Origin of the sequence: Streptomyces sp. NBC_00289 (assembly GCF_041435115.1) — a bacterium.
GTDB lineage: Bacteria > Actinomycetota > Actinomycetes > Streptomycetales > Streptomycetaceae > Streptomyces.
In genome coordinates this window covers 4,305,199-4,331,777 of record NZ_CP108046.1, presented here as the reverse complement: position 1 = coordinate 4,331,777, position 26,579 = coordinate 4,305,199, and the positions used below count along the sequence as shown (strand labels likewise).

The 26,579-nt window shown below is 72.6% G+C and carries 17 protein-coding genes; 12 read left to right on the top strand and 5 right to left on the bottom strand.

Going from position 1 to position 26,579, the window contains the following annotated elements; genetic code table 11:
• The first annotated feature begins 114 nt into the window (after positions 1-114).
• On the top strand, positions 115-1,821 hold the full coding sequence (locus OG985_RS19535) for a glycerol-3-phosphate dehydrogenase/oxidase (RefSeq protein ID WP_371669638.1): 1,707 nt from the start codon (positions 115-117) through the stop codon (positions 1,819-1,821).
• Positions 1,822-2,041: 220 nt separating this feature from the next.
• On the opposite strand, the gene OG985_RS19530 is transcribed toward OG985_RS19535, so the two are convergent.
• Positions 2,042-3,106, bottom strand: a complete 1,065-nt coding sequence (locus OG985_RS19530; RefSeq protein WP_371669637.1) for a serine hydrolase domain-containing protein — start codon at positions 3,104-3,106, stop codon at positions 2,042-2,044.
• 222 nt (positions 3,107-3,328) lie between these two features.
• Here OG985_RS19530 and OG985_RS19525 point away from each other — a divergent pair, with 222 nt between their 5' ends.
• From OG985_RS19525 to OG985_RS19510, 4 genes are all read left to right on the top strand, one after another.
• Entirely contained in the window at positions 3,329-5,512 is a 2,184-nt protein-coding gene (locus tag OG985_RS19525) for a serine/threonine-protein kinase (RefSeq protein WP_371674435.1), read from the top strand.
• A 162-nt stretch (positions 5,513-5,674) separates the two neighbouring features.
• Positions 5,675-8,557, top strand: coding sequence for a protein kinase (locus OG985_RS19520; RefSeq protein ID WP_371669636.1), 2,883 nt, complete (start codon positions 5,675-5,677; stop codon positions 8,555-8,557).
• 174 nt (positions 8,558-8,731) lie between these two features.
• Positions 8,732-10,522 carry a protein kinase gene (locus OG985_RS19515; protein ID WP_371669635.1) on the top strand — a complete coding sequence of 597 codons (1,791 nt, stop codon included), beginning with the start codon at positions 8,732-8,734 and terminating at the stop codon, positions 10,520-10,522.
• An 81-nt stretch (positions 10,523-10,603) separates the two neighbouring features.
• Positions 10,604-12,271 carry a serine/threonine-protein kinase gene (locus tag OG985_RS19510; protein ID WP_371669634.1) on the top strand — a complete coding sequence of 556 codons (1,668 nt, stop codon included), beginning with the start codon at positions 10,604-10,606 and terminating at the stop codon, positions 12,269-12,271.
• Between the two features lie 78 nt (positions 12,272-12,349).
• Here the strand turns inward: OG985_RS19510 and OG985_RS19505 are convergent, their stop codons facing one another.
• On the bottom strand, positions 12,350-13,276 hold the full coding sequence (locus OG985_RS19505) for an AraC family transcriptional regulator (protein WP_371669633.1): 927 nt from the start codon (positions 13,274-13,276) through the stop codon (positions 12,350-12,352).
• A gap of 105 nt (positions 13,277-13,381) precedes the next feature.
• Between OG985_RS19505 and OG985_RS19500 the strand changes: the two genes are divergently transcribed.
• The 4 genes from OG985_RS19500 (at position 13,382) to OG985_RS19485 (ending at position 19,664) form a co-directional block, all read left to right on the top strand.
• Positions 13,382-14,284: an MBL fold metallo-hydrolase gene (locus OG985_RS19500; protein WP_371669632.1), complete on the top strand. Its 903-nt coding sequence runs from the start codon at positions 13,382-13,384 to the stop codon at positions 14,282-14,284.
• A 42-nt stretch (positions 14,285-14,326) separates the two neighbouring features.
• Positions 14,327-16,024, top strand: a complete 1,698-nt coding sequence (locus tag OG985_RS19495; RefSeq protein ID WP_371669631.1) for a serine/threonine-protein kinase — start codon at positions 14,327-14,329, stop codon at positions 16,022-16,024.
• 153 nt (positions 16,025-16,177) lie between these two features.
• Positions 16,178-17,791, top strand: coding sequence for a succinic semialdehyde dehydrogenase (locus OG985_RS19490; protein ID WP_371669630.1), 1,614 nt, complete (start codon positions 16,178-16,180; stop codon positions 17,789-17,791).
• A gap of 58 nt (positions 17,792-17,849) precedes the next feature.
• Positions 17,850-19,664 carry a GMC family oxidoreductase N-terminal domain-containing protein gene (locus OG985_RS19485; protein ID WP_371669629.1) on the top strand — a complete coding sequence of 605 codons (1,815 nt, stop codon included), beginning with the start codon at positions 17,850-17,852 and terminating at the stop codon, positions 19,662-19,664.
• A 643-nt stretch (positions 19,665-20,307) separates the two neighbouring features.
• On the opposite strand, the gene OG985_RS19480 is transcribed toward OG985_RS19485, so the two are convergent.
• Complete coding sequence (locus OG985_RS19480; RefSeq protein ID WP_371669628.1) at positions 20,308-20,589, bottom strand: chorismate mutase; 282 nt, start codon at positions 20,587-20,589, stop codon at positions 20,308-20,310.
• 413 nt (positions 20,590-21,002) lie between these two features.
• Between OG985_RS19480 and guaA the strand changes: the two genes are divergently transcribed.
• Complete coding sequence (gene guaA / locus OG985_RS19475; RefSeq protein WP_371669627.1) at positions 21,003-22,577, top strand: glutamine-hydrolyzing GMP synthase; 1,575 nt, start codon at positions 21,003-21,005, stop codon at positions 22,575-22,577.
• A 34-nt stretch (positions 22,578-22,611) separates the two neighbouring features.
• Here the strand turns inward: guaA and OG985_RS19470 are convergent, their stop codons facing one another.
• Positions 22,612-23,088, bottom strand: a complete 477-nt coding sequence (locus OG985_RS19470) for a pyridoxamine 5'-phosphate oxidase family protein (RefSeq protein WP_371669626.1) — start codon at positions 23,086-23,088, stop codon at positions 22,612-22,614.
• Positions 23,089-23,260: 172 nt separating this feature from the next.
• Here OG985_RS19470 and OG985_RS19465 point away from each other — a divergent pair, with 172 nt between their 5' ends.
• The gene (locus tag OG985_RS19465; RefSeq protein ID WP_371669625.1) at positions 23,261-24,055 is read left to right on the top strand and encodes a class II aldolase/adducin family protein; all 795 of its coding nucleotides are present in this window, start codon (positions 23,261-23,263) and stop codon (positions 24,053-24,055) included.
• Positions 24,056-24,087: 32 nt separating this feature from the next.
• On the opposite strand, the gene OG985_RS19460 is transcribed toward OG985_RS19465, so the two are convergent.
• Entirely contained in the window at positions 24,088-24,972 is an 885-nt protein-coding gene (locus OG985_RS19460; protein ID WP_371669624.1) for a DUF4429 domain-containing protein, read from the bottom strand.
• A gap of 189 nt (positions 24,973-25,161) precedes the next feature.
• On the opposite strand from OG985_RS19460, the gene OG985_RS19455 reads away from it, so the two are divergent.
• Positions 25,162-26,439 carry a hypothetical protein gene (locus OG985_RS19455; protein ID WP_371669623.1) on the top strand — a complete coding sequence of 426 codons (1,278 nt, stop codon included), beginning with the start codon at positions 25,162-25,164 and terminating at the stop codon, positions 26,437-26,439.
• Positions 26,440-26,579: the final 140 nt, after the last annotated feature.

Here is a 26,579-nt window from a genome sequence, read left to right as displayed (position 1 = left end):
CTGGGGGCGAGTAGTGGCTGAAGCAGGTCAAGCCGGTCAGAATTTGGGCAGGGGGAAACGGCACGGGTCTCACCTCACGGGTGCGGCCGGCGCGACCGACAGCGGGAGGCAGCGGTGAGGACAGCGACACTCGGGCCGGCGCAGCGCGCCGAGTCACTCGCGGCAATGGCCGAGCGAGAACTGGACGTGCTGGTCGTGGGCGCGGGCGTGGTCGGTGCGGGCACCGCCCTCGACTCCGTGACCCGCGGTCTGTCCACGGGACTGGTAGAGGCGCGTGACTGGGCGTCCGGCACCTCCAGCAGGTCCAGCAAGCTCATCCACGGCGGCCTGCGATATCTGGAGATGCTCGACTTCGCGCTCGTACGGGAGGCGCTGAAGGAGCGCGGCCTGCTGCTGGAGCGGCTCGCCCCGCACCTGGTGAAGCCGGTGCCGTTCCTGTACCCCTTGCAGCACAAGGGCTGGGAGCGCCTGTACGCCGGCTCGGGCGTCGCGCTCTACGACGCCATGTCGATGGCCCGCGGCCACGGGCGCGGTCTCCCCCTGCACCGTCACCTGAGCCGCCGTCACGCCCTGCGCGTCGCCCCCGCCTTGAAGAAGGACGCGCTGGTCGGCGCGCTGCAGTACTACGACGCCCAGATGGACGACGCCCGCTATGTGGCGAACCTGGTGCGCACCGCCTCGTCGTACGGCGCCCATGTCGCCAACCGCGCGCGCGTGACCGGGTTCCTGCGCGAGGGCGAGCGCGTCGTCGGGGCCCGCGTGCAGGACGTCGAGGGCGGCGGCGAGTACGAGATCCGGGCCAAGCAGGTCGTGAACGCCACGGGTGTCTGGACCGACGACACCCAGGGCATGGTCGGAGAGCGGGGCCAGTTCCACGTACGGGCGTCCAAGGGCATCCACCTCGTCGTCCCCAAGGACCGCATCCACTCGACCACCGGGCTGATCCTGCGCACCGAGAAGTCCGTCCTGTTCGTCATCCCGTGGGGCCGCCACTGGATCGTCGGGACGACGGACACCGACTGGGACCTCGACAAGGCACACCCCGCCGCGTCCAGCGCCGACATCGACTACCTCCTGGAACACGTGAACTCGGTCCTCGCGGTGCCGCTGACCAGGGACGACGTGCAGGGCGTGTACGCGGGTCTGCGCCCGCTGCTGGCCGGCGAGTCCGACGCCACCAGCAAACTGTCGCGCGAACACATCGTGGCGCATCCGGTGCCGGGGCTCGTCGTCGTGGCGGGCGGCAAGTACACGACGTACCGGGTGATGGCCAAGGACGCGGTGGACGCCGCCGTGCACGGACTCGACATGCGCGTCGCCGAATGCGTCACCGAGGACGTGCCACTGCTCGGCGCCGAGGGGTACCGGGCGCTGTGGAACGCGCGAGCGCGCATCGCCGCGCGGACCGGGCTGCATGTGGTGCGCGTGGAGCACCTGTTGAACCGGTTCGGGACGTTGACGGAGGAGATCCTCGAGCTCATCGCCGCGGACGCCTCGCTGGGCGAGCCGCTCCAGGCGGCCGACGACTATCTGCGCGCCGAGATCGTGTACGCCGCCTCGCACGAGGGGGCCCGGCACCTGGACGACGTGCTGACCCGCCGCACCCGCATCTCGATCGAGACCTTCGACCGGGGAACGCGCAGCGCGCGGGAGGCCGCCGAACTGATGGCGCCGGTGCTCGGCTGGGACAAGGACCAGATCGAGCGCGAGGTCGAGCACTACGAGAAGCGGGTGGAGGCGGAACGGGAGTCGCAGCGCCAGCCCGACGACCTGACGGCTGACGCGGCGCGGCTGGGGGCGCCCGACATCGCGCAGTTGTAGGGCGGTCAGCTCGGTGGCGGCAGTGGCACTCCGCCACTTGGGGCTTGAGCTTGGGGCTTGCGGCTTGGGCCTGGGCCTGGGCTTGGGCCTGGGCTTGGGGTTCAAGGCTCAGGGCTCAGGGCTCAGGGCTCAGTCGCTCCGGCGAGTCGCCGGAGTGGTCGGCCGGACGTCACTCGAACGAGTGTCTCCTGCCGGGATCTTCGTTCGGAACCCGCTCGTTCTACGAGGTGCGGGGGCAGAACTCGGCGGTGAGGAGCCGGGGTTCGAGTCCGGGGTCCGCGACCGTGTCCGTGTTCACGCGGAAGGTGAGGACACGACGGCCGTCGACGGTGGCTGCGGTGCGCACGTAGCTGCCGGTGATGCGTCCGTTGTGCCCCCACACCGTGATGCCGCACGGCAGCTTCAGGGGAAACAGGCCCATGCCGTACGAGCCGTGTGCGGTACGGGTGTCGAGCATCTCGCGCAGCCGGCGCGGGGGCAGCAGTTCGCCGCCGAGCAGGGCCGCGTAGAAGCGGTCCAGGTCGGCAAGCGTGGTCACCAGCTCGCCCGCGGCGCCGGCCACCCGCGGATCGAGGTCGGTGACGTCGGAGCCGTCGGCGGCATAGGCGCGGCCGTGCGGGAAGGGAAGAGTGGTGCGGGAGCCGGGGAAGGAGGTGCCCGTCAGACGCAGGGGAGCGAGGATGCGGCGCTCGGCCTCGGTGGCGAACGAGCGGCCGGTGACCTGCTCGACGACCAGGCCGAGCAGGACGTAGTTGGTGTTCGAGTAGGAGTAGCGGCCGCGGTCGGCCGGAGGGTGGGTGAGAGCGAGGCGTACAGCCTGGAGGGGGGACACGGGGACGGTGCCCCCGGTGTCCGCGGTGAAGTCGTAAAGGCCGCTGGTGTGGGTGAGCAGGGCGCGCAGGGTCAGCGCGCGGCCGTCGTTGCCCGCTCCTCGCACCAGACCCGGCAGATACCGCTCCACCGGGGCCGACAGCGACAGCCGCTTTTCGTCGGCCAGTTGCAGGACCACCGTCGCGAGGAAGGTCTTCGTGACGCTGCCCGCCCGGAAGTGGTCGGCACGGGACATCCCGTCACCTGCCCGGGCGAAACGGGTGGCGGTCCCCTCACGGGCCAGCAGGGCCGCGGCGGGGGCGCCTCCACGCGAGACCAGCAGCGGCAGGACCGTGTCCGGGGCCGGCGCGGGAGGTGCCGCCCGCGAGCCGGTCGAGGCCGACCAGAGCAGTGCCAGGGACACGGGTACGACCAGGAACGGCCGTAGCCGCCGAAGTGGCCTGAGCGGCGGCATCGCGGGAGCCCTCCCTTGTCGCGGTCCATCATGCAGGGCCGCGGAAGACGAGGCCCACGGGGCCCCCGGCACGTGGCCACCCGGGCGCCGCGGAGCCGCAGGCCGGCGGACTCGCGGGCCTTCAGGGGGCCCCGGGTGCGGCGAGAGGCACCCTGGGCGTCGGGCACTTGTCGGGTGAGAGACAATGGAGGCTCTGTCAGGGCGGGTTGCATGAGGGGACGCATGTCGGAGGCGGAGCGGGCGGGGGCGGCATCCCGGCAGGACAAGAGCAAGCGTCTCCTCGCCGGGCGGTACCGGCTGGGAGAAGTGCTGGGCCGCGGCGGCATGGGCACGGTGTGGCGAGCCGAGGACGAGACCCTGGGCCGGACGGTCGCCGTGAAGGAGTTGCGGTTCCCGTCCAGCATCGACGAGGACGAGAAACGGCGCCTGATCACGCGCACGCTGCGCGAGGCCAAGGCGATCGCGCGGATCCGCAACAACAGCGCGGTGACGGTCTTCGACGTGGTCGAGGAGGACGACCGGCCGTGGATCGTGATGGAACTGGTCGAGGGCAAGTCGCTCGCCGAGGCCATCCGGGAGGACGGCCTCCTGGAGCCCAGGCGCGCGGCGGAGGTCGGGCTCGCGATCCTCGACGTGCTGCGGTCCGCGCACCGCGAGGGCATTCTGCACCGTGACGTGAAGCCGTCGAACGTGCTGATCTCCGAGGACGGCCGGGTCGTGCTCACCGACTTCGGCATCGCGCAGGTCGAGGGCGACCCGTCCATCACGTCGACCGGCATGCTCGTCGGCGCGCCCTCCTACATCTCGCCGGAACGCGCCCGGGGTCACAAGCCGGGCCCGGCGGCCGACCTGTGGTCGCTGGGCGGGCTGTTGTACGCGGCGGTCGAGGGAGCGCCGCCGTACGACAAGGGCTCGGCGATCGCGACGCTCACGGCGGTGATGACCGAACCGCTCGGCGAGCCGAAGAACGCGGGGCCGCTGAAGGACGTCATCTACGGACTGCTCACCAAGGATCCCGAGCAGCGGCTCGACGACGCCGGTGCGCGGGCGATGCTCAACGCGGTGCTGCACGCGCCCGAGACCAAGGTCGTCGAGCCGGAGCCGGTGGACGCGACCAGGGTCGTGCCGCTGCCCGCACAGCCGGGCGAGCGGTCCGGCAAGGGGAGTTCGGCCGGCACCGGGAGCAAGCGGGGCGAGGAGGCCGGCGAGCGGTTCCGCGGGGCCCTGCGTTCCATGCGGAAGGCAGCCGGAGCGGCGGCCGGTTCGGCGGCCGCGACACGCGCCAGGTCCGGGAGCGGGACGGCCGTCTCGGGTTCCGGTGGTGCCGGGTCGGCGGGCGCGAAGGAGACGGCCGGAAGCGGGAAGCCGGACACGACCACGGGGTCGGCGTCAGGGCCCGGAGCGGGTGCGGGCGCCGGAACGGCAGCGGGCGAGTCCGGTTCGGGCCGGGTGCCCGCGGCCCGCGAGCGAGGCGCGCGGGGAACGACGGCGAAGGGCTCGGACACCGCGAGCGCCGCGGCGGGCGCGAACGCCACGAGCACCACCAGCGCCGCGAACGCGCCCACGAACGGGCGGAGTTCCGGGTGGCCGGTGATGACGCCGCCGGATCTGCCGCCGCGCTCCGTGCCCAGGGCGCCGCTCACCGACGTGGTGCCCCGCAGGACGCTGGTGATCATCGCGGTGGTCGTGGCGCTCGCCGTGATCGGCACCGTGCTGGCACTGACGCTCGGTGGGGACGACGACGGTTCGAAGGGGGCCAAGAGCAGCGGCGGTGGTGCCAAGGTCACCGCGCGGGCCAGCGAGAGTGCCGCCACCAAGGAGGACAAGAACACCTCCGCCGGAACCAGCGGGTCGGCGGCCGAGTCCGGCTCCGCCGCCTCGGGCGACTCCGGGTCGGAGGACACCTCGAAGACCGAGGCGAGCCCGTCCGGCGGCAGCGGTGCGGAGGCGGACGGCACCGGCGGTTCCGGCAGCGGGACGGCGTCGACGTACCGGGGTGGTCAGGGGTACTCGATCGGGCTGCCGAAGGGGTGGAAGTACCAGTCCACCGGCTCGGCGGGGGATCGTTTCACCGGACCCGACGGGCAGAGGCTGCTGGTCGCCTGGACCTCCACGCCGAAGGGCGACCCGGTGGCCGACTGGACGAACCAGGAGCGCTACATGGTGCGCTCGCAGTACAAGAAGATCCGAATAGAGAAGGTGAACTACAGGGGCTGGAACACGGCCGACTGGGAGTTCACCTACACGGAGGGCGGGACCAGGTACCGCACGATCGACCGTGGGTTCGTCGTCAACGACCATCTCGGCTACGCCCTCATGTACACGGCGAAAGCCGCGAAGTGGGGCACCGAGGTGCGCAAGGACACCTGGCGGACCCTGACGGAGACCTTCACACCGAAGTCGTGAGGGGAGCGGTCCCGCGTTTGGGCCGCGAGATCCGGCATCCCCTCTTTGCAGGTTGCCTCCGGCACGTATCGTGAATGTTCGCGGACCGTACGCATCCACGTGGATGCGGAACGGGTCGCGACACGAACGGAATTGACCAGTCGGGCGGCCGGGGGAGGCAACGTGGACGACTATGCGGGTCGGGTGCTCGCCGACCGCTACCGCCTGCCGCTGCCGCCCTCCGACGAGTACGAACTCACCGAGAGCCGGGCCTTCGACACCTACAGCGGCCAGGAAGTCTTCGTCAGGCAGGTGCCGTTGCCGGAGGTCGTCGAGGCGGAGGTGCTCGACGCGGAGGGTCTGCCGGACGGTTTCACCGCGCGGGATCCGCGCGACGCACGGGACCGGGGCGCGCGGCGGTCCGCCGCGATGCGGGCGAGCACCCGCCGGCCCACCGACCCCGCTGTCCGGCGGGCCGTCGAGGCCGCGCAGGCCGCGGCCCGGATTCCCGACCACCCCCGGCTCGACCAGGTCTTCGACGTGTTCGCCGAGGGCGGTTCGCTCTGGATAGTCAGTGAGTGGGTGGCCGCGCGGTCACTGGCGGCGTTCCTCGCCGAGAAGCCGCTGACGCCGTACCGGGCGGCCGAGGTGGCCTCCGACGTCCTCATGGCGCTGCGGGTGCTGCACGCCCACGGCTGGGTGCACCGCAACGTCACGGCACGCACGGTGCTCGTCTGCGACGACGGCCGGGTGATGCTGACCGGCCTCGCGGTCGGAGCGGCGGAGGAAGCGCTGTGCGGGTACGACCCGGTGCCGGCCCCGGACAGCGAGTGGGGCGCGGACACCGGTGGCGGGGGCGCGGGGTTCGGTGGGGGCCGTGACCAGGCTTCCGGTGGCGCGCCCGGCCCTCCCGGCCCTTCCGTGCCGGGCACTCGACCGCCGGGCGTGGGTGGCGTGCCTACGTCCGGTGGCGCTCGCACGACAGGTGGCGCGCCCGGGTCTGCCATCGCGCTCGGTTCCGGCGGCGCGCCCGGCACCGGCCCACGCCCCGGACCCTTCGCCGGCTCGAGTACGGGCGCGGGTACGGGATCCGTCGCCGGCCCTGGTGGCGGGCAGGTGGATCCCGAGGCTGCCCGGCGGGCGGCCATCGAGGCGCGTGCGGCCGGGGGACTGCCCGCTGCGGGGCCGGAAGCGGCGACCGGAGCGGCCGGGTCGGGCGCGCTCGCCCGCCGGGAGCCCGACGGCGGCGGCGACATCCGGGCGGCGCGGGCCGGAGCGATCGCCGCATATCGCGCGGGAGCGCGGGCCGCGGCCCGGGTCCAGGAGGCGCAGCAGAGCGGGCGGACGGCACTGCCCGGAGCCCGGCCCGCCTCCGACGGCCCCGCTGCCCAGGGTGACGGCTCGGCGCAGTCGCCGTACGCCCCCGGGACCGGTGTGGAGCGGGCGCCGGGTGCCACGCCCCCCGGCCAGATCGCCGACCCCTACGGCGTGCGCGCCACCCCCTGGCACGGTGCCGCGCCGCGTGGCGGGGCCGAGGCCTCACCACCGTCGGCCGGGGGCTACGCCCCGGGCGTCACGGGACGTACGGCGCTGCCGGCCGGGAGCAACGGTCTCGCCGCCCCGGGCCACGGTCCCGTCCTGGGACACCCGGCGGCACCGGGCTTCGGCGCCACCCCTCCGACCGGCGGCCCCGCCCACGCCTCCGCCCCTGCCCCTGTCCCCGCCGCCGGTCTCGGCGGGACGCCCGCCCCCGGTGGCCCCACCCGCTGGGAGGAGCTGGCCGCCGAGGCTCCCGTGCGGCGGGGGCCGGCCACCGCGTTGGCGGCCGAACGGGCGAGGCAGGCGCGGATGGCCGTCGTCGGACCCGTGACCGAGCGGTGGGCGCCCGAGCAGGCGGGGCCCGTGCACGAGAACTGGCAGCTGGCCGCGCCCATCGGGCCGGCGACCGACCTGTGGGCGCTCGGCGCGCTGCTCTTCCGGGCCGTACAGGGGCATGCGCCGTACCCGGAGGAGTCGACCGCCGAGCTGGTGCAGCTGGTGTGCGCCGAGCCGCCCGCGTTCGCCGAGGAGTGCGGACCGCTCCGGCCGGTCGTGGAGTCGCTGCTGCGTCAGGACCCGACGGAACGGCTCGACTTCGAGGAGCTGCGCGGCTGGTTGCGTTCGCTGGTCCGGTCGGCGCCCGAGCCGGAGGCGGGCGCGCACGTCGTGGTGGCTCCGCCCGTCGACGCGAGCCGGCTGCCCATCGTGCGCCGCCGGGGCGAGCTGGTGCGCAGGCGGCGCGCCAAGCTGCCCGCGACCAGTGCGCACGGCCGGCACAAGCGGGCCCGGGAGGAGGTCCGTTCACCGCGCAGCCTCGGCCGCACCCTGATCGTGCTGATCCTGCTCGCGCTGGCCGCGGCGATCGCGTACGCCATGTTCTTCATGCCGAAGGCCGACCCGGACGACACGAACGGCGCGGACCGGACGGGATCGACCGGGGCCGCCGGTCAGGCGCCCGCTCAGTCCCCCGAGGCGAGCAGTGAGCCCCGGCCGGACCAGACCTCGCCGCAGCCGTCGACCAGCCCCTCGAACTCGGCCGGTTCGGCCGAGACGCAGACCACCGGCCCGGAGCTCGCCGACGGGTTCACGCTGCGCGACGACCCCGCGGGCTTCCGGGTCGCCGTGGCCAACGGCTGGAACCGCACGCCGGAGAACGGGCGCGGTCAGGTGCTCTACACGCACGGCGACTTCGAGCTCATCGTCGTGTCGGGCCGGGACTCGGCGGCGGCCGGCGGCAGCGATCCGATGGTGTACCAGCGGGAGAAGGAGCGCGAACTCCAGCCGTACCGCGACTCCAGCTGGGCCACCGCCACCGGCCTGAAAACCATTCAGGTGGGCGGACGGACCATGGCGGAGGGGCAGTTCACCTGGACCGGAGACGACGGGCGGGAGCTGTTCGTGCGCAACCTGGCACTGCTCGTCGACGGCAAGTACCACGTGGTGCAGGTGCGCGGACCGGAGGCCGAACGGGACGAGGTGACACGGCTGTACGAGCAGGCGTCGGCGACATATCAGGTCACCGGCTGACGATTCGCCTGCTCCAGGCGTGACGGTACGCAGCGAAGGCGCCGACGGTTTACTCCCGGCGCGGGAAGCGACAACCGTCACAGTGCGGTCTCCTTGGCGCCCCCTGGTTCCCCTCGGCGCGTGGCGCTCCTTAATCTGACTCAGTCAAGAGCATTGCGGGGCAACGTGAATCAGATGCAGGGCCTGCTCCTCGCGGGGCGCTATCGGCTCGCCGAGGCGATCGGCAGCGGCGGCATGGGCCGGGTGTGGCGTGCGCACGATGAGGTGCTGCACCGGGCCGTCGCGATCAAGGAGCTGACCGCCGCCCTCTATGTGTCCGAAAGTGACCGGCCCAGGCTGCTCGCCCGCACCCGCGCGGAGGCGCGTGCCGCGGCTCGGATCAATCACTCCGCGGTCGTCACCGTGCACGACGTGCTCGAGCACGACGGTCGGCCGTGGATCGTGATGGAACTGGTCGAGGGCCACTCGCTGGCCGACGCGGTCAAGGAGCGCGGGCGCGTCGAGCCGACGGAGGCCGCGCGCATCGGACTGTGGGTGCTGCGCGCGCTGCGCGCCGCCCACGCGGCCGGCGTGCTGCACCGCGACGTGAAGCCCGGCAACGTGCTCCTGGGCCACGACGGACGCGTGCTCCTCACCGACTTCGGCATCGCACAGATCGAGGGCGACACCACCATCACCCGTACGGGAGAGGTCGTCGGCTCGGTCGACTACCTCGCCCCCGAGCGGGTCCGCGGGCACGATCCGGGAGCGTCCTCGGACCTGTGGGCGCTCGGCGCCACGCTGTACACGGCGGTCGAGGGCAGGTCGCCGTTCCGCCGCACCTCGCCGCTGACCACCATGCAGGCCGTGGTCGAGGAGGAGGCCGCGGAGCCGAGCCATGCCGGTCCGCTCGCGCCCGTCATCGCCGCGCTGCTGCACAAGGACCCCGCCGCACGGCCCGACGCCTCCGCGGCCGAGCACCTGCTCGCCCAGGCGGCGGAGGGGCGCCGGCCGCACGAGGCGCAGGCGTACGTGCGGACGCAGTACGGCGGTCCCCACCACGAACCGGACTCCCGCACCGGGCTCACCGGGCCGCCCATGGGGCCGGGGCCGGCGGCCGCGTCGCCGTTCCCCTCCGGAACCGCCTCGCCGTATTCCCCCGCAACCGGGACGCCCTATCCCTCCGCGACCGGGACGCCGTACCCTTCGGCGACATCGACGCCGTACCCCGGGGCCTCGACGGCGTACCACCCGGCTTCCGGCGCCCCCTACGGGTCGGTGACGTCGGCGACGGCCGTCGGTCCCGAGGCGCCGCCCGGACGGCGCCGGTGGCGCACCCGGGCGCTCGTCATCGTCGTCGCCGCGCTCGTCGGCGGGGGCACGGTGGTCGGGCTGCAGGCGTGGGAAGCGAAGCGCGAGCAGGACAACGCGAGCGTCTCGCCGGAGCCCAGCCGGAGCACCGGCCCGTCGCCCGGGGCGACGGACGGCAGCACGACGACCCCCGGCACCGTTCCCGCGAGCTGGGTCAAGGTGGATGATCCCGCGGGCTTCAGCCTCTATCTGCCCAAGGGCTGGAAGCGGGAGGTCGCCAGCGTCAAGGGCGGCATCGAGCAGATCGACTACACGCCCGACGGCGGGGAGCACTTCGTCCGCATCGCCGTCGATCCCTCGCCGGACTTCGCCGACGGGTATCAGCACCAGTTGGACCTGGACGAGCAGTTGCGGGTGCGGCTGCTCGACTACAACCGGGTGTCGCTGGAGAAGAACCTCTACCGGGACCGCGACGGCTCACGGTGGGAGTACACGTGGACCGCGCTGGCCAAGGACACCTCCTTCCCGGGGCCGCGCCGGGCCGTCGAGGAGACGTACGTGGCCCGGGACGGCGTCGAGTACGCGATCTACATGTCCTCGCCCGCGGCGGACTGGGCGACCACGCGCCGACAGTTCACGGCGGTACTGCAGGGCTGGCAGCCGCAGAGCTCCTGACGACAGCCTGCCGCCCGCTGCCGCGGAGTTGGCCGGTCGCCGACCCGGAGGCGGTCCGTCCGGTGCGGCATGATGGGGCGCATGGGGACCGAGGGGGACAGCGCCCGCGTCATCGCAGGGCGTTACCGGCTGGAGAAGCGGCTCGGGCGCGGCGGCATGGGCGTGGTGTGGCGTGCCACCGACCAACTGCTCGGCAGGCAGGTGGCGGTCAAGGAGATCCCCCTCGACGACACGCTCTCCGAGGAGGAGGCGCGGCGGCAACGCGACCGTACCCTCCGCGAGGCGCGTGCGGTCGCGCAGTTGCGCCACCCGCACATCATCGTGGTCCACGACGTCGTCGAGCACGACGAACGCCCCTACATCGTCATGGACCTGATCGGCGGCGGCTCGCTCGCCGACCGCGTCTCCGCGCGCGGCCCGGTCGACGCCGCCGAGGCAGCCCGCATCGGCATCGGCCTGTTGAGCGCGCTGCGCACGGCGCACGCGGCGGGAGTCCTGCACCGTGACATCAAGCCCGCGAACGTCCTGCTGGAAGCCGACACCGACCGGGTCGTCCTGACCGACTTCGGTATCGCCCAGGTCGCCGGAGCCACCACGCTCACCGAGACCGGATCCTTCGTCGGCTCCCCCGAGTACACCGCGCCCGAGCGGATGTCCGGGGCGAGGACCGGCCCGGAGTCCGACCTGTGGTCGCTGGGCGCGCTGCTGTGCACGGTCCTGAGCGGCGAATCGCCGTTCCGCCGCGACTCGTTGGGCGGCATCCTGCACGCGGTGGTCTTCGACGAGATCCGCCCGCCCGTGCAGGCCGGACCGCTCCTTCCCGTCGTACGGGGGCTGCTGGAGCGCGATCCGGAGCGACGGCTGGACGCGGCTCAGGCAGAACGGATGCTGCGCGCCTTCCGGGACACGGGCCGGATGCCGACGTCACCGCCCGGGTACACGCCGACGCGGCTGGACGTACCCCGGCGGGAGCCCGCGCCGACCGCCGCGGAACCGGTACCGCCCAACAAGACGTACTCCACCAGGGGGGTGCTGGTGGCCGCGCTGCTGGTCGCCGCGATGGCGGGCGCGGGGGTCTCCGCGGCGGCCCTCCTGGTGAACCGGGACGGAGGTGGCGGGGGTGGCACGCCGACGAGTTCGGGGCCGGGGGCGTCGGTGACGTCGGCGAGCTCACCCGTGAGCCGGCCCGCGCGACCCTCCGGGCAGCCGTCCGGGGCGTCCCCCGCGACGAACTCCAGCCGGTCGGCCACGGCCGGTACCGGTACGGGTACCGGCGCCGGCGCGAGCGACCGAACCCCCCACTCGCCCGCGCCCTCGGGCTACCGCACCGCCAAGGACCCCGCCGGCTTCACACTCGCCGTCCCCGACGGCTTCACCCGCGAGCCGCAGGGGGAGCGCGTCTTCTACCTGTCGCCGGGGAAGGCCTTCCGCCTGGGCATCAAGATCGCCGACCCCCAACCCGGCGGCCCGCTCGGGGTGATGCGACGGGCGGCGGCCGACGGCCCCTCGTCCAACCCCGGTTACCACGACGGCCGGGTCACGGAGACCACCCACCGCACCGGTGCGGCCGCCCTCTGGGAGTTCACCTGGAACGGCTTCAGCACGGCGGAGGGCCCCCGGCACACCTACGACCTGTGCTGGGAGGAGAACGGCCGGCTGTACGACGTGTGGGTGTCGGCCCCGGTCGGCAAGGTGCGGGAGGCGAAGGAGTACTTCGACGTGGCGGTGGACACCTTCGTCCGCGGCTGAACCGAACCGCGAGGCAGGAAACCGCGGTTGAACGGAGCCGCGAAGGCACAACCACGGATGAAAGGCAGGGGGCCGGCGCTACGCCTCCCGCCCCCGGTTCACCGCCAGCTCCCGGTACCGCCCCGGCGTCACCCCGAACTCGCGGCTGAACGCGTGCGACAGGGCGTACGGGCTGCCGTATCCCGCCTCCCGGGCCACGGTCGCCAGGGGGGCGTCCGAGTCGCGGAGGCGGGTGGCCGACAGGGTCAGGCGCCACCAGGTCAGGTAGGCCATGGGCGGGCGGCCCACGAGTGAGGTGAAGCGGCGGGAGAGGGTCGCGCGGGAGACGCCGGCCTCGGCGGCCAGGCGGTCGATGGTCCACGGCGCGGCCGGGTCGGTGTGCAGGGCCCGCAGCGCGGCCGTCGTCACCGGGTCGCTCAGCACGCCGGGCCACGCGCCCGTCCGTGCCCGCGCCATCCACGCGCGGACCATGTAGACGAGGAGCAGGTCGAGCAGGCTCGGCAGCGCCAGGCACGCGCCCGGCCGCCGCTCGTCCAGCTCCCGTGCCAACAGGTCGACCGCGTACCGGAGTTCGGGGTCCGCGCCGACCCGGTTGGGCAGGTGGACGACCTGTGGCAGCTCCGCGAGCAGCGGGTGCACCCGGCTGCGGTCGAGGCGGTACTTGCCGCACAGCAGCTCCGCCTCCCGGCCCTCCCCGCGCAGGGACCCGACGGGGCCGGTCAGCGACTCGAACGGCACCGCCCGTTCCGCCCGCGCCGCGTCCACGGGTCCGTCGGCGAGCACGTGTCCGGCCCCGTGCGGCAGGAGTACGACGTCGCCCGCGCCCAGCGTCACCGGCTCGCCGCCCCCGTCCGGCAGCAACGAGCAGCCGCCCGAGAGGACGACGTGGAAGCCGGCGCCCTCGTACGGGGCGAGCCGGGTGCACCAGCTCCCTCGCACCGTCAGCCGGTTCGAGGAGGGGCGCCCGGTGCGTACGGCGGAGATCGCGTCACTCACCACGTCCATGAGAGACAGCCTAACCTCGTCGTCAGCCGATGATGAGACGCTCGCGTATTCGGCGGAGCAGATCAGTCATCGAAATGCTCAGCCGAGATCCCTAGACTTGTGGGCATGGCTGATGAGACCGTACAGAGCTTCGTGATCGGTGATGTCGAGATCGTCCGGGTCGTCGAGTGGCAGGTGCCGTTCGTGCCCGCCCGTGACCTCGTTCCGGGCTGCGCCTCCGACGTGTGGGAGGACAACCGGGACCGGTTGGCACCCGACCACTGGGACCCCGAAAGTGACCGTGCCGTGGTGGCGCTGCAGACCTGGGTGGTGCGCAGCGCCGGGCGGACCGTGCTGGTGGACACCGGGGTCGGCAACGGACGCGACCGGCCCGGCAACCCGCTCTTCCACCACCAGGCGGGCGACTTCCCGGGCCGTCTCGCGCGGGCCGGGGTACGCCCCGAGGACGTCGACGTCGTCGTCAACACACACATTCACGGCGACCACGTCGGCTGGAACACCCGTGACGCGGACGGGGAGTGGGTGCCCATGTTCCCGAACGCCCGCTACCTCCTCCCGGCCGCCGACGACACCCACTTCGGCCCCGAGGGCGGCTACGGCGGCGGGGTACGCCCCGACGACCGGCTGATCTACGAGGACAGCATCGCCCCCGTGCACCGGGCCGGGCAGGCCGAACTGTGGGACGGGGAGCACCGGATCGACGAGCACCTCACCCTGGAATCCGCTCCCGGTCACACCCCCGGTTCCGCCGTACTGCGCCTCTCCTCGCGCGGCGAGCGAGCCGCTTTCGTCGGGGACCTGCTGCACAGCCCGGTGCAGATCCTGCATCCCGAGTGCAGCAGCTGCTTCTGCCTCGACCCGCGGCAGGCCGCCGCAAGCCGACAGCGGGTCCTGGAACGGGCGGCCGACCAGCAGGAGTCGGTGATCCCGGCACATTTCGCGGGGACGGGCGTGGTGGAGGTTCGGCGCGAGCGTGGGGCGCTCACGCTGGGGCGGTGGAAGGGCTGACCCACGTCGACAAGAAGGCGCCTCGCACGGTAGTCATGGGGCATGAGCAACGGCGGGGCAGGCGGTGGCCCCAGGGGCCGGGTGATCGGCGGGCGCTACCGGCTGGTCGAGCGCATCGGCTCCGGCGGCATGGGCACGGTCTGGCGGGCGCTCGACAACCGGGTGGAGCGCGAAGTCGCCGTCAAACAACCGCGGTTGCCGGGTGACCCGGAGGACGAGAGCCACCAGCGGGCCGCGCACCGGCTCTACCGTGAGGCCCGCGCCGCCGCCCGCGTCGACCATCCCGCCGCCGTCTCCATCCACGACGTCGTCGTCGAGGACGGACTGCCCTGGATCGTCATGGAGCTGGTCCGCGGCGAGTCCCTGCACGAGCTGCTCCGACGTGGGGCCGTCCCGCCCGCCGAGTCCGCCCGGATCGGCCGCGCCGTCCTCGGCGCCCTGCGCGCCGCGCACGCCGTCGGCATCGTGCACCGCGACGTGAAGCCGGCCAACGTCCTGCTCGGCGCGCACGACCGGGTCGTCCTCACCGACTTCGGCATCGCCCACATCCAGGGCGAGGAGTCCCTCACCATGAGCGGCGAGTTCGTCGGCTCGCTCGAGTTCATCGCCCCCGAGCGGATGTCGGGCCGCGGCGCCGGCCCCGCCTCCGACCTGTGGTCCCTGGGCGTCCTCCTGTACGCCGCGGTCGAGGGCTGGTCCCCGTTCCGCCGTACGACCCTGGAGTCCACGCTCGCCGCGATCCTCGCCGCCGACCCGCCCGAGCCGAAGCAGGCGGGACCGCTCAGACCGCTCGTGGTGCGGCTGCTGGCGAAGGACCCCGAGCGCCGGCCCGGCGCGGAGGAGGTCGACGCGGTCCTGGAGGCGGTGGCCGAGGGGTGGCCGGTGCCGGACACGCTCCCACAGGACGTGACGGACACGCAGGACGCCTCAGGGCTGCGGGAGTTCGCGGACGACGTGGGGACCGTACGGCTGGGAGCACCGGAGCGAAAGCCGCAGCCGGAGCCGGATCGCGAGCCGGAGCCGGAGCCAATACCCACCCCCATTCCCACCCAAGCCCCCACCCCGAAGCCAATCCGCCGCCTTCTCCGCAACACCGCCCCCGCCCCCGCGGTCGCCGTCGTGCTCGGCGCCCTCCTCCTCGGCGGCGTCTGGCTGGGCACGTCCTCCTACCTCACGGAGACCGAAAGCGGCTCGACCACGAAGCCGACCCCGACCCCCACCCGCACCTCCGCCCCCGCCGCCGTACCCCCTTCCGATTCCGCCTCCACCGCAACCCCGTGGATCTCCCACACCGAGAAGGCGATGGGTGCCGTTCTGACCCTCCCCGCCGGGTACCAGGAGACCGCCAGGGAAGGCAGTGCGACTGATCAGCCCAGGCTGGTGGTCTACGACCTCGACGACACCGTCCAGGTCCGCCTCACCCAGTGGGCGAAGGCCCCCGGCTCGCCCATGGGCGAGGCGCAGAAGGCGCACGGCACCTGGAACGCCTACGACGGCGACGCGCGTACGCAGACGACCGCCACCTCCTTCCACGGCTACCGGGCGGCCCTCGCCGACACGACCTACGGCATGGACGAGTCCCCGACGCGCGTCATGCAGTTGTTCGTCCTCACCGCCGACAGCGGCATGTACGAGCTGCGCGTGGACATGCCCAAGGGCACGCCGGACGAGAAGAAGGGCACGGCCGTGTTCAAGGGAGCCCGCGGTCGGCTCGGGATCACGGGTGCCGGAGGCGGATGAATCGGGGGCCGCCGCTCCCGGACCCCGCGTTCCCCGAACAACAGGCTGATCAGCGAGTTTGTTGCCAGTGACCACTGGCGTCATGTGTGCACCCGGTGAATCCCGATTACCGACGGGTACCCAAAGTCTCCGCCCCGGCATACCCTGCGGCTCATGACGGACGCGCAGGCCCCGGCCAAGACCGGCACCAATCCTCTCGCCCCCGCTCCGGAGGGCGCTCGTACCGCCGCCGACGTGGTGACCCCCGAGCTGGTCGCCCAGCTGACCAAGGGAGTCGTCGGCTCCGGACGGACCGCCAACCACTCGCCGTTCACCGGCGAGAAGCTGGCCGACCTGCCCGAGTCCACGCCCGAGGACGTACAGAAGGCCTACGAGTCGGCCCGCGCGGCCCAGCAGGTGTGGGCGCGGACACCGGTACGGCAGCGCGCCGCCGTCCTGTTGCGCTTCCACGACCTGGTGCTGGAGCGCCAGGCCGAGGTGCTCGACCTGATCCAGCTGGAGACCGGCAAGGCGCGGCTGCACGCCCATGAGGAGGTCCAGGCCGTGGCCGTCGCGGCCCGCCACTACGGCCGCAGGGCCCCTGCCTATCTCAGGCCCAAGCGGCACGCCGGCGCCGTCCCGACCCTCACGAAGGTCACCGAACTGCGCCACCCGCGCGGAGTCGTCGGCCAGATAGCGCCCTGGAACTACCCGCTGGAGCTGTCGGTCGGCGACGCGCTGCCGGCCTTCGTCGCGGGCAACGCCGTCGTCATGAAGCCGGACACGGAGACCTGCCTGACCGCCCTGTGGGCGCGGGACCTGCTGATCGAGGCCGGTCTGCCCGCCGACGTCTTCCAGGTCGTCCTCGGCGAGGGCCCCGTCGTGGGCCCGGAGATCGTCCGGCACGCCGACTACGTCTCCTTCACCGGCTCCACCCGCACCGGCCGCGAGGTCGCCCAGGGCGCGGCCGCCCGCCTGATCGGTGTCTCCCTCGAACTGGGCGGCAAGAACGCCATGGTGGTGCTCGAGGACGCCGACATCGAGAAGGCGGCCGCGGGAGCGGTCCGCGCCTGCTTCTCCTCCGCCGGCCAACTGTGCATCTCCATCGAGCGGTTGTACGTCCACGAGTCGATCGCGGACGCCTTCCTCGAGCGCTTCGCCGCCCGCACGAAGGCGATGCGGCTCGGCACCTCCCTCGCCTACGGCGCCGACATGGGCTCGCTGGTGGGCGAACGCCAGCTGGAGACGGTCACCCGGCACGTCGACGAGGCGGTCGCCAAGGGCGCCAGGCTCGTCGCCGGCGGCGTCGCCCGCCCGGACATCGGCCCCTACTTCTTCGAGCCGACCATCCTCGACGGCGTCGAGGCCCCCATGTCGGTCTGCTCCGAGGAGACCTTCGGCCCGGTCGTGTCGATCTACCGCTTCACGACCGAGGACGAGGCGGTCGAGCTCGCCAACTCCACGCCGTACGGCCTGAACTCCTCGGTCTGGACGAAGGACGGCCGGCGCGGTCGCGAGGTCGCCTCCCGCCTGCGCACGGGGACGGTGAACGTCAACGAGGGCTACGCGCCCGCGTACGGCAGCGTCCAGTCGCCGATGGGCGGCATGAAGGACTCCGGCCTCGGACGCCGGCACGGCTCCGAGGGCATCCTCAAGTACACCGAGGCACAGACGGTCGCGCAGCAGCGGCTGTTGCCGATGGCTCCGTCCATGGGCATGGACGACGAGAAGTACGCGGCGTTCATGAGCCGGAGTCTGCGACTGATGAAGGCGTTCCGCTTCCGCTAGGCCCTGCCGGGCCGGTCCTGCCGGCCCGGGCAGCACCCGTTCTCAACGAGGAGAGCACGTGTCACAGGAGAACTCCGTCCGCGACCAGGGCGAGGACGACGGCCGCGACCATGACTACGACGTCATCGTCGTCGGCTCGGGCTTCGGCGGTTCCGTCACCGCCCTGCGCCTGACGGAGAAGGGCTACCGGGTCGGTGTGCTGGAGGCGGGCCGCCGCTTCACCCCCGGCACGCTGCCCAAGAACTCCTGGGACCTGAAGAACTACCTCTGGGCGCCCAGGCTCGGCATGTACGGCCTCCAGCGCATCCACCTGCTGGGCAACGTCATGGTCCTGGCGGGCGCGGGCGTCGGCGGCGGCTCCCTCAACTACGCCAACACCCTCTACGTACCGCCGAAGCCGTTCTTCGAGGACCCGCAGTGGCGTGACATCACGGACTGGCAGGCGGAGCTGGAGCCGTACTACGACCAGGCGCGGCGCATGCTCGGCGTACGGCTCAACCCGACCATGACGCCGTCCGACGTCCACCTCAAGGCGGCCGCCGAGCGGATGGGCGTCGGCGACACCTTCCACATGGCGCCGGTCGGGGTGTTCTTCGGCGACGGCGAGGACGCCGACAAGACGGTGCGGGCGACGCCCGGCGAGCGGGTCGCGGACCCCTACTTCGGGGGCGCGGGCCCCGACCGCAAGGCCTGCACCGAGTGCGGCGAGTGCATGACCGGCTGCCGGCACGGCGCGAAGAACACCCTCAACGAGAACTACCTGTACCTCGCCGAGAAGGCGGGGGCGGTCGTGCACCCGCTGACCACGGTCGTGTCGGTCACCGACGACTCACAGGGCGGCTACGCCGTGGCCACCCTCCCCACCGACGACCGCCGCAAGGGACGGGGCCGGACCTACAAGGCCCGCCGGGTCGTCCTCGCCGCCGGCACCTACGGCACCCAGACCCTGCTGCACCGCATGAAGGCGGGCGGCCAGCTCCCTCACGTCTCGGACCGGCTGGGCGAGCTGACCCGCACCAACTCCGAGGCGCTGGTGGGCGCGCAGACCAGCGACCGGCGCTACCGCAGGGCCACCGGCGAACCGAAGGCCGACTTCACCCGCGGGGTCGCCATCACCTCCTCGATCCACCCCGACGCGAACACCCACATCGAGCCGGTCCGCTACGGCAAGGGCTCCAACTCGATGGGCGGCCTGTCGATCCTCCAGGTCCCGTACGCGGAGGGCACCTCACGGGCCGCGGCCTGGCTGCGCAATGCCGCGCGGCACCCCGTCCTGGTCCTGCGCTCCCTCTCCAACCGCCGCTGGTCCGAGCGGACCATCATCGGTCTGGTGATGCAGTCCCTGGACAACTCCCTGACGACCCATCTCAAGCCGGACGGCGTGGGCAAGGGACTGCTGACGGCCAGGCAGGGCCACGGCTCACCGAACCCCAAGCAGATCAAGGCCGCCTCCGAGGGCGCCTCCGCCATCGCCGCCGAGATCAACGGCTTCGCCGGCTCGAACGTGGGCGAGCTGATGGGCACCCCGCTCACCGCCCACTTCCTCGGCGGCTGTCCGATCGGTTCGTCCCGCGAGACCGGCGTGATCGACCCGTACCACCGCCTGTACGGACACTCCGGCATCTCGGTCGTCGACGGCGCCGCGGTCTCGGCGAACCTGGGAGTGAATCCGTCCCTGACGATCACCGCCCAGGCCGAGCGGGCGATGTCGTACTGGCCGAACAAGGGCGAGACCGACCCGCGGCCGGCGCAGGCGGCGGCCTACGAACGCCTTCAGCCGGTCGAGCCCAAGACGCCGGCCGTCCCCGCGGAGGCGTTCGGCGCGCTGCGGCTGCCGTTCCTGGGGATGCCGGCGGTACCGCCGAAGAAGTAGGCCCGAAGCAAGTAGGCCCGGAGCCGGGGCCGGGCATGAAGAAGGACCTGCGCCCCCCTCCGAGCGCAGGTCCTTCTCCGAGGGGTGTGGCCCCTGGTTCACAGGGTTTGATCCGTGACGAGTGTGAATGGTTGTGTTCGCACTCACAGAAATTCTCGAAGGTTCGGACCAAGCGAACCCGGCCCGGCGAACGGGCACGCGAACGAGCCCGGGTATGGGCGGGGCGCGGGAAGGTGCGCGGGCATGCGAAGGGCCCCGCGGGGCGGAGCCGCGGGGCCCTTCGCTCGTCAGCACCGACGTCAGGGCAGCGCCGGTGCCTGGGGGAGCGGCGCCGGGGGGGTGCGCCGCTTGTCCGATGCCTTCGGCCGGCCGGGCCTCTTGCGGGTCTGGGTGGTGTCCGCCGGGCGGCCCCGGGCGTCCCCGGAGCCGACCGTTCTCTTGGGTGACCGGGCTGCTGTCCCCTGCCGTCCGGTCACTTGTCCGGGACGAGGTCCCACGACGTACGGCACGACCCGTACGTCTCATCGCCCCAGTGAGCCACGCGTGGTTCTTTCGGGCCCGCCCCTGGCTGGCACGGACACCGGGACCAACGAAGGGGTTCACGCCGCGGTCACGCGCCGTACGGGTGAGAGGGGGCCCGAACTCAGATGCGACCGCGGCACAGCTCGAGGAGCGTCATGGCGAGGGACGTGCCGGGCCTGTCCAGCGCCTCCCTGTAGTGGCCGAGGACCTCCATCTCGCGGGAGAGGTTCACGCGTCGGCCACCGGAGGCGATCCGGGCGTCCTGGATGACGGCGGACACGGCCATCCGTTCGTGGACGAGGCCGATGATCCGGTCGTCGAGCGCGTCGATGCGCGCACGGGCGTCACCGATCACCTCGGCGGCCTCGGGGGTACGGGCGCCGGTCACGTCGATCGCGGTCACAGGGGGCTCCTTTGGAGGACGGCTGCCCCGGAACGGCAGGACCCGGGAAAACGACAGGCGCCCCGGGCCTTGTCGGCCCGGGGCGCCTGGGAAGTCGCTTGTCAGTTGCTCAAGCAGCACGACCATGGCAGCCGGTGGGCCGGTTGCCATAGGTAAAGAGGAAGGTCGGGTGCGTGAGCATGGGGCCCAGTATGCACGGGAGCGGGTCCCCGTCCAACCCGGGGGCCGGGCACGTCCAGCCCGTCCGGCGTTCGAGGAGGAGGCCCCTCGGGCCGAAGCGGGGGCCCGGGGCGGCAGCCCCAGGGACGGGAAGGGGAGGGGCGGAGGGGACGAAACCCCGCAGGCGGCACCCCCACTCCGGCCCCCGGTAGAATCGACCCCAGACACCCTTGCTCACCGCCGGAAGGCAAACCGTGCCAGAAGCGTCCCCCGCCGCCCCCGACACCGTCCTGGTCGTCGACTTCGGTGCGCAGTACGCCCAGCTCATCGCCCGTCGTGTCCGCGAGGCCCGGGTCTACAGCGAGATCGTGCCGAGCACCACGCCGGTCGCGGAGATGCTCGCCAAGAACCCGGCGGCGATCATCCTCTCCGGAGGCCCCTCGTCGGTCTACGCGGAGGGCGCGCCCCGCCTCGACCGCGAACTCTTCGAGTCCGGCGTCCCGGTCTTCGGTATGTGCTACGGCTTCCAGCTGATGGCCACGACCCTCGGCGGGACCGTCGACAACACCGGCGCCCGCGAGTACGGCCGTACGCCGCTGCACGTCTCGAGGTCGTCCTCCACCCTGTTCGAGGGCACCCCGGACGAGCAGTCGGTGTGGATGTCCCACGGCGACGCCTGCTCTGCCGCCCCCGAGGGCTTCTCGGTCACGGCGTCCACGGACGTCGTCCCGGTCGCCGCCTTCGAGAACGACGAGAAGAAGCTCTACGGCGTCCAGTACCACCCCGAGGTCATGCACACCACGCACGGCCAGCAGGTGCTGGAGCACTTCCTGTACCGCGGTGCGGGCCTCAGCCCGGACTGGACCACCGGCAACGTCATCGACGAACAGGTCGCGGCCATCCGCGAGCAGGTCGGCGACAAGCGCGCGATCTGCGGGCTGTCCGGCGGCGTGGACTCCGCCGTCGCCGCCGCGCTGGTCCAGAAGGCCATCGGCTCGCAGTTGACCTGCGTGTACGTCGACCACGGCCTGATGCGCAAGGGCGAGACCGAGCAGGTCGAGAAGGACTTCGTCGCCGCGACCGGCGTCCAGCTCAAGGTCGTCGACGCCGAGGAGCGCTTCCTCACCGCGCTCAAGGGCGTCTCCGACCCCGAGCAGAAGCGGAAGATCATCGGCCGGGAGTTCATCCGGGTCTTCGAGCAGGCGCAGGCGGAGATCATCGCCGACGAGGGTCCCGAGGTCGCCTTCCTGGTCCAGGGCACCCTCTACCCGGACGTGGTCGAGTCCGGCGGCGGCACCGGCACGGCGAACATCAAGTCCCACCACAACGTGGGCGGCCTCCCCGAGGACCTCGAGTTCCAGCTGATCGAGCCGCTGCGCAAGCTGTTCAAGGACGAGGTCCGGATGGTCGGCCAGGAGCTCGGCCTGCCGGAGGAGATCGTCCAGCGCCAGCCGTTCCCCGGCCCCGGCCTCGGTATCCGGATCGTCGGCGAGGTCACCAAGGAGCGGCTCGACCTGCTCCGCGACGCCGACGCGATCGCCCGCGAGGAGCTGACGGCGGCCGGTCTCGACCGTGACATCTGGCAGTGCCCGGTGGTCCTGCTCGCGGACGTCCGCAGCGTCGGCGTCCAGGGCGACGGCCGCACCTACGGTCACCCGATCGTGCTGCGCCCGGTCTCCTCCGAGGACGCCATGACGGCCGACTGGTCGCGCCTGCCGTACGAGGTCCTCGGCAAGATCTCGACCCGCATCACGAACGAGGTCGCCGACGTCAACCGGGTCGTCCTCGACGTGACCTCGAAGCCGCCGGGCACCATCGAGTGGGAGTAGCCCCCGCGTCGTGAGGTCAGGCACGCCGTGAGGGTCAGGTCCGCCTGAGCGTCCGCACCGGCGCTCCGGGCCGCCAGACCTCGACGACCAGGTACGTGTCGTCCTCGACAGAGGTGCGTACGACCTCCGTCAACTCGGTGCGGAAGAGGTGGAACGGCTCCGGCGGTTCCACCTCTTCCACGTATCCGGCCTTCGTCTCCGCGTCCGTCACCTCGATCGCCCGACCGCTGATCCGCACGTCCCCGCCGCCCATGCCGGTGCCGGCCCCGGGGTTCGCCTGGAGCGCGAAGCGCGGGTCGCGGCGCAGGTCCAGCGCCTTGAGCGAGTCCGGCATCATGCCGAGCCACAGCTCGCCACGCAGGAAACGCACCTCCAGGCCGGTGGTGCGGGGCGATCCGTCCTTACGGAGGGTCGCGAGGGTGTGGTGGGTGAAGGCCCCGAAGCGGTTCTCGACGGTTCCGGCGAATTCGGGTGCCGCGGCGGCGAAGGCTGCCCAGTTCGTACGACTCATGGGGTCAGTGTCCTGCTGATACCTGACATCTTCTGTCCGGTATCGGCCTTGCGTGTCCCGGTCGGCGTACCGCATTTCCGTTGCGAACGTCATGTTTGCATAACATCCCTGTTCTCCTGCGCTGACCGACGGTAACTTCCGCCCCGTAAAGCAACCCAGTGCTGGAGGACCTATGCCCGGGCCCACTCCACCCCCGCCGCTGCCCACGGACCGGCTCCGGTTCGCGATGCCGCCGATGCACGACTCGGTCGACGACGAGCGCCGGCACCGCAAGGAGCGGCTCGCGGGCGCGCTGCGGATCTTCGGGGCGCGCGGCTTCGAGGACGGGGTGTCGGGGCACATCACCGCACGCGACCCGGAGTTCAGTGACTGTTTCTGGGTCAATCCGTTCGGTATGCCGTTCAAGCACGTCACGGTGAGCGACCTCGTCCTCGCCAACACGGACGGGCAGGTGATCGAGGGCCGCTACCACGTCAACCAGGCGGCGTTCACCGTTCACGCCCAGGTGCACGCCGCCCGCCCCGACGTCGTCGCGGTCGCCCACTGCCACTCGGTCTACGGCCGGGCCCTCGCCGCACTCGGCGACCTGCTCGACCCCATCTCGCAGGAGAGCTGCGCGTTCTACGAGGACCACGCCCTGTACGACGCCTACACCGGCGTCGCCGTCGACGCCGTCGAGGGCCGCCGGATCGCGAGCGCGCTCAGCTCGCACAAGGCCCTCGTGCTGCGCAACCACGGCCTGCTGACGGTCGGCGACTCGGTGGACGCGGCGGCCTGGTGGTTCCTGTCCATGGAACGCTCCTCCCAGGTGCAGCTGTCGGCGAAGGCGGCCGGGCGCCCGGTGCTCATCGACCACAAGGCGGCGGTCGCGACCCGGGAGCAACTGGGCGGCGACCTCGTCGCCTGGATCAACTACCAGCCGTTGTGGCAGGACATCAGCCGAACCGAACCGGATTTGCTGAGCTGAGGGTGCGTGCGGGTGCCTTCTTGCCCGCCGCGTCAGAACCCCCGTAGCACCGCGGCCTTCGTCGCCGCGAACTCCTCGTCCGTCAGCACCCCGGCCCGGTGCAGTTCGCCCAGTTCCCGCAGCCGGCGCAGGAGTACGTCGTGATGGTCGGCCGGGGGCGGCACGGACGCCGCCGGGTGCGGCCGGTCCGCGGGGTGGTCCCCGGCCTGGGTGGAGGGGTGCGGAAGGCGGGCCGTGACCGCGGTCGCGACGAGGGCCGTGAGCAGGTCGCGGCGGATACTGCCCCACAGGTCCAGCGCGTACGGGTCCTTCTCGGGCGGCAGCTTGGAGAACGCCGTCTCGCGGGTCGCGAAGCGCAGGAAGCCGTCCTCGTAACCGGAGTTGGGCAGCCACTCGACCCGGACCACGTCGGCCACCGAGATGATCCGCGGGCCGGTCGCGCGTTTGACGCGGTCGGAGGTGTCGGCCCAGTCGATGCGCACCTGGGTGCCGTCGAAGGAGACCGTGCCGTCGGACGAACGGACCGAGACCGGGACGGGCGGCCCGGGCAGGAGGTAGGCCCGGGTGGGCTCCTTGGGGATCTGGTCCAGGAGCAGGGCGTGGCGGATCTCCTCGGCCACGTACTCCGCGACCCCGGCCCGGTCGACGTCCACGACCAGCCGGTACGGGTCCGCCGGGTCGGGCAACCGGCCACCGGTCGCCTGCAGTAGCGGGTCCGCGCCCTCACGCAGCCGCATCCGCAGCCGGCCCCGCTTGCGTTCCGGCTCGTAGACGACCCCGGAGATGGCCTCCAGCGGCACGGCGACCTCTCCGTACGTCTGCCGGAACAGCGGCACGGAGCGGTGGAGTCCCGGCGTGATCCGGACCGTGCTGCCGTCGAAGGCCCAGGTCCCGTCACGCTGGATGATCTCGGCCATGGGCAGATTCTCGCAGCCAGGTCAACACGGTGGCGGCCACTTCACCCGCGCTGACCAGACCTGCCGGACACGGGCGGTGTGCCGTAGGGCACAATTCGCTGTCATCGCGGGGGAGTTGTTTGTCGCGCGGTGACCGGATTTCTCAGGGGTCACCGATCATGAGGGTAGCGGGGAAGGCGGGCATCGGGCGTGGCGGTGCAGGAGGCGAGACAGAACGCGGAAGCGGCTGCCCACGGGGGCGGCTGCACCTGCGGGGACTGCCCGCACGGGGCGCGTGCGGGGCATCGGCGGGCAGTCGCCGAATTCCTTTCGAAACGGGACGGATTCGCGGCCGGGCAGGGGCTGCCGGCAGCCGTGGCCCACTCGGTCTCGGCCTCCCGGCAGTGGGTCTCGGAGGAACTGACGCAGTCCGCGGAACACGTCGCCGAGCGCGGGCGGGCCGAGGGCGAGGCGTGGCTGACGCGACTGTGGCGCCGTACGGCGTTCGCCGTGTGGTCGATGGTCCTCGCGCTGCTCCTGGTGCAGTCGCTGACGGCGATCGGCGCCGGCTGGTCGACGGCGCGCACCGCCGGCCTCCTCGCGGCCCTGCTCGTGGCCGGTGCGCTGACGGCGGCCTCGTGGTTCCACCGGGCGCGGGGCGGTGCGCTGGCACCCGTGATCGGTGAGGACAACCGGCTGTCCACCTCCCGCGCGGTGGCGGCGGCGTGGGTGCTGTTCGTCGTGTACGCCGTGCTCGTGCTGGTGGGCCGTCTCGCGGCGGCCTCCGGACACGCGCAGCGCGACGCGCTGATCACCGGCCTCGAACTGGCCCGGGGCGCCGGCGTGGTGACCGTACTCGCCGTGGTGTGCGGGATCGCCGTACTGGTACGGCGGGTGGTCGGCCTGCGGGTGCTGGGACAGCGCCTGCAGAAGGTGCGCGCGGACCGGCCACGGGCCGCCGACCTGCTGACCGACGACGCGGGCCGCGGGGCCTTCGCCGACATCCAGTACGTCGTGATCAGCGCCGTCACCCTGCTGTTCGCGGCCGTACGGCTGGCCCGGCGGCCCGACCAACTGCCCGATCTCCCCTGGGGTCTGGCGGTGGTGGTGCTGGTGTCGGCGGCGACCTATGTGGCCGGGAAGTACGCCGAGGGAGGCCGGCCGGTGATCCTCTCCGTGGTGCGCTCGCGGGAGGCCGGCGATCTGGACGCGCCGATCCGCACCGGCGACGACATCGAGATCCGCGGGGCGGCCTTCGTGCCACCGGGCGCCCAGACCGCCGAACGGCTGTCGCGGATGGTCGTACGCATCGGCGCGGTGCACGTGCATGTTCCGCTCGTGCCGGTCGCCGGCGGTTTCAGCAACCCCACGGACGCGGTCCTCACCGTGCCGGTGCCGGCGGACGTCGAGCCCGGACGGGTGGAGGTCCAGGTGATCACGGCAGCGGGCGTGGAGACCAACCGGTACGCGATCGATGTGACGGACTGACCGACCGGCTCTCCTGCCCCACCGGTCGGCACGGCGGGCGTCGAAGCGGACCAAGTCGGAAAAACTGGCCGGGACCGGAATGAGCCGAACTTCCCTCCCGTACGTATCGTCATTCGAGGAGTCACGGTACGGCGGGCGAG

Bases quoted from the DNA above. Each gene is read 5' to 3' on its own strand.
- OG985_RS19465 (WP_371669625.1), top strand. From the start codon at position 23,261: ATGCCCGGGCCCACTCCACCCCCGCCGCTGCCCACGGACCGGCTCCGG.
- OG985_RS19505 (WP_371669633.1), bottom strand. From the start codon at position 13,276: ATGGACGTGGTGAGTGACGCGATCTCCGCCGTACGCACCGGGCGCCCC.
- OG985_RS19510 (WP_371669634.1), top strand. From the start codon at position 10,604: ATGGGGACCGAGGGGGACAGCGCCCGCGTCATCGCAGGGCGTTACCGG.
- OG985_RS19460 (WP_371669624.1), bottom strand. From the start codon at position 24,972: ATGGCCGAGATCATCCAGCGTGACGGGACCTGGGCCTTCGACGGCAGC.
- OG985_RS19490 (WP_371669630.1), top strand. From the start codon at position 16,178: ATGACGGACGCGCAGGCCCCGGCCAAGACCGGCACCAATCCTCTCGCC.
- OG985_RS19470 (WP_371669626.1), bottom strand. From the start codon at position 23,088: ATGAGTCGTACGAACTGGGCAGCCTTCGCCGCCGCGGCACCCGAATTC.
- OG985_RS19500 (WP_371669632.1), top strand. From the start codon at position 13,382: ATGGCTGATGAGACCGTACAGAGCTTCGTGATCGGTGATGTCGAGATC.
- OG985_RS19530 (WP_371669637.1), bottom strand. From the start codon at position 3,106: ATGCCGCCGCTCAGGCCACTTCGGCGGCTACGGCCGTTCCTGGTCGTA.
- OG985_RS19525 (WP_371674435.1), top strand. From the start codon at position 3,329: ATGTCGGAGGCGGAGCGGGCGGGGGCGGCATCCCGGCAGGACAAGAGC.
- OG985_RS19495 (WP_371669631.1), top strand. From the start codon at position 14,327: ATGAGCAACGGCGGGGCAGGCGGTGGCCCCAGGGGCCGGGTGATCGGC.
- OG985_RS19515 (WP_371669635.1), top strand. From the start codon at position 8,732: ATGCAGGGCCTGCTCCTCGCGGGGCGCTATCGGCTCGCCGAGGCGATC.